Origin of the sequence: Oscillatoria sp. HE19RPO, from assembly GCF_024220515.1 — a bacterium.
GTDB lineage: Bacteria > Cyanobacteriota > Cyanobacteriia > Cyanobacteriales > Laspinemataceae > Laspinema.
Genome location: NZ_JAMXOT010000222.1, coordinates 1 through 2,029, shown reverse-complemented (window position 1 = coordinate 2,029; position 2,029 = coordinate 1). Strand labels below are relative to the sequence as shown.

1 rRNA gene is annotated in these 2,029 nt (G+C 53.0%); it reads left to right on the top strand.

What is annotated here, in order from left to right:
* Positions 1-20: 20 nt before the first annotated feature.
* A 23S ribosomal RNA gene (locus NG833_RS19900) occupies positions 21-2,029 on the top strand; the annotation flags it as partial.

The following is a 2,029-nucleotide window of genomic DNA, read 5'->3' as shown; positions in this document are numbered from 1 at the left end:
AAAAAAGAAGCCCAAATTGTGGTCAAGCTACAAAGGGCTGACGGTGGATACCTAGGCACGCAGAGGCGATGAAGGACGCGGTGACCGGCGAAACGTTCCGGGGAGCTGGAAACAAGCTATTATCCGGAAGTGTCCGAATGGGGCAACCCTATGAACTACCCGCTGAATATATAGGCGGGAAAGAGCTAACCGGGTGAACTGAAACATCTTAGTAACCCGAGGAAGAGAAAGAAAACTCGATTCCCTAAGTAGTGGTGAGCGAAAAGGGAAGAGCCTAAACCATTTGGTTTACCAGATGGGGTCGTGGGACAGCCACAACAGACCAATCAACTTAGACGAATCCGTTGAAAGCGGAACCACAGAAGGTAAAAGTCCTGTAGTCGAAAAGGAGAGCAGCTGGGCTGAATCCCGAGTAGCACGGAGCACGTGAAATTCCGTGTGAATCAGCGAGGACCACCTCGTAAGGCTAAATACTACTGCGTGACCGATAGTGAACCAGTACCGCGAGGGAAAGGTGAAAAGAACCCCGGAAGGGGAGTGAAATAGAACATGAAACCGTCAGTCTACAAGCAGTGGAAGAACGATTTAACGTTCGACCGCGTGCCTGTTGAAGAATGAGCCGGCGAGTTATAAGCACTGGTAGGTTAAGGCATTAAATGCCGCAGCCAAAGCGAAAGCGAGTCTGAATAGGGCGAAGTATCAGTGTTTATAGACCCGAACCCGGGTGATCTAACCATGTCCAGGATGAAGCTTGGGTAAAACCAAGTGGAGGTCCGAACCGACCGATGTTGAAAAATCGGCGGATGAGGTGTGGTTAGGGGTGAAATGCCAATCGAACCCGGAGCTAGCTGGTTCTCCCCGAAATGTGTTTAGGCGCAGCGGTCGAGATTTAAACCTGGGGGTAAAGCACTGTTTCGGTGCGGGCTGCGAGAGCGGTACCAAATCGAGGCAAACTCTGAATACCAGGGGAACACTCGGCCAGTAAGACGGTGGGGGATAAGCTTCATCGTCAAGAGGGAAACAGCCCAGACCACCAGCTAAGGTCCCCAAATTGTCACTCAGTGATAAAGGAGGTGGGAGTGCAAAGACAACCAGGAGGTTTGCCTAGAAGCAGCCATCCTTGAAAGAGTGCGTAATAGCTCACTGGTCAAGCGCTCCTGCGCCGAAAATGAATGGGGCTAAGTGACATACCGAAGCTGTGGAATACATATTTTGTATTGGTAGGGGAGCGTTCTATATGGGGTGAAGCACTAGCGGCAAGCAGGTGTGGACTGTATAGAAGTGAGAATGTCGGCTTGAGTAGCGAAAATATTGGTGAGAATCCAATACCCCGAAACCCTAAGGGTTCCTCCGGCAGGCTCGTCCGCGGAGGGGTAGTCGGGACCTAAGGCGAGGCCAAATGGCGTAGTCGATGGACAACGGGTTAACATTCCCGTACCTTCGGTTGTTGGTGTAGAGTGACGGAGAAGGCTGCCGCCATCCGGATGTTGGTTACCGGTTCAAGTGTTCGAGGTGTTGAGGGACGGCGAAAACGTCCTGAGCTGAGGCACGAGTACGAGACCCTACGGGGTCGAAGTGGTAGGAGTCCAGCTTCCAAGAAAAGCTCATTGCACCATAAACAATCGAGGCCCGTACCCGAAACCGACACAGGTAGGGAGGTAGAGAATACTAAGGGGCGCGAGATAACTCTCTCTAAGGAACTCGGCAAAATGGCCCCGTAACTTCGGGAGAAGGGGTGCCCCCTGATGAGGGGGGTCGCAGTGAAGAGGCCCAGGCGACTGTTTATCAAAAACACAGGTCTCCGCAAAGTCGCAAGACGCGGTATGGGGGCTGACGCCTGCCCAGTGCCGGAAGGTTAAGGAAGTCGGTCAGGGGGTAACCCTAAAGCTGGCGACTGAAGCCCCGGTGAACGGCGGCCGTAACTATAACGGTCCTAAGGTAGCGAAATTCCTTGTCGGGTAAGTTCCGACCCGCACGAAAGGCGTAACGATCTGGGCGCTGTCTCGGAGAGAGGCTCGGCGAAATAGGA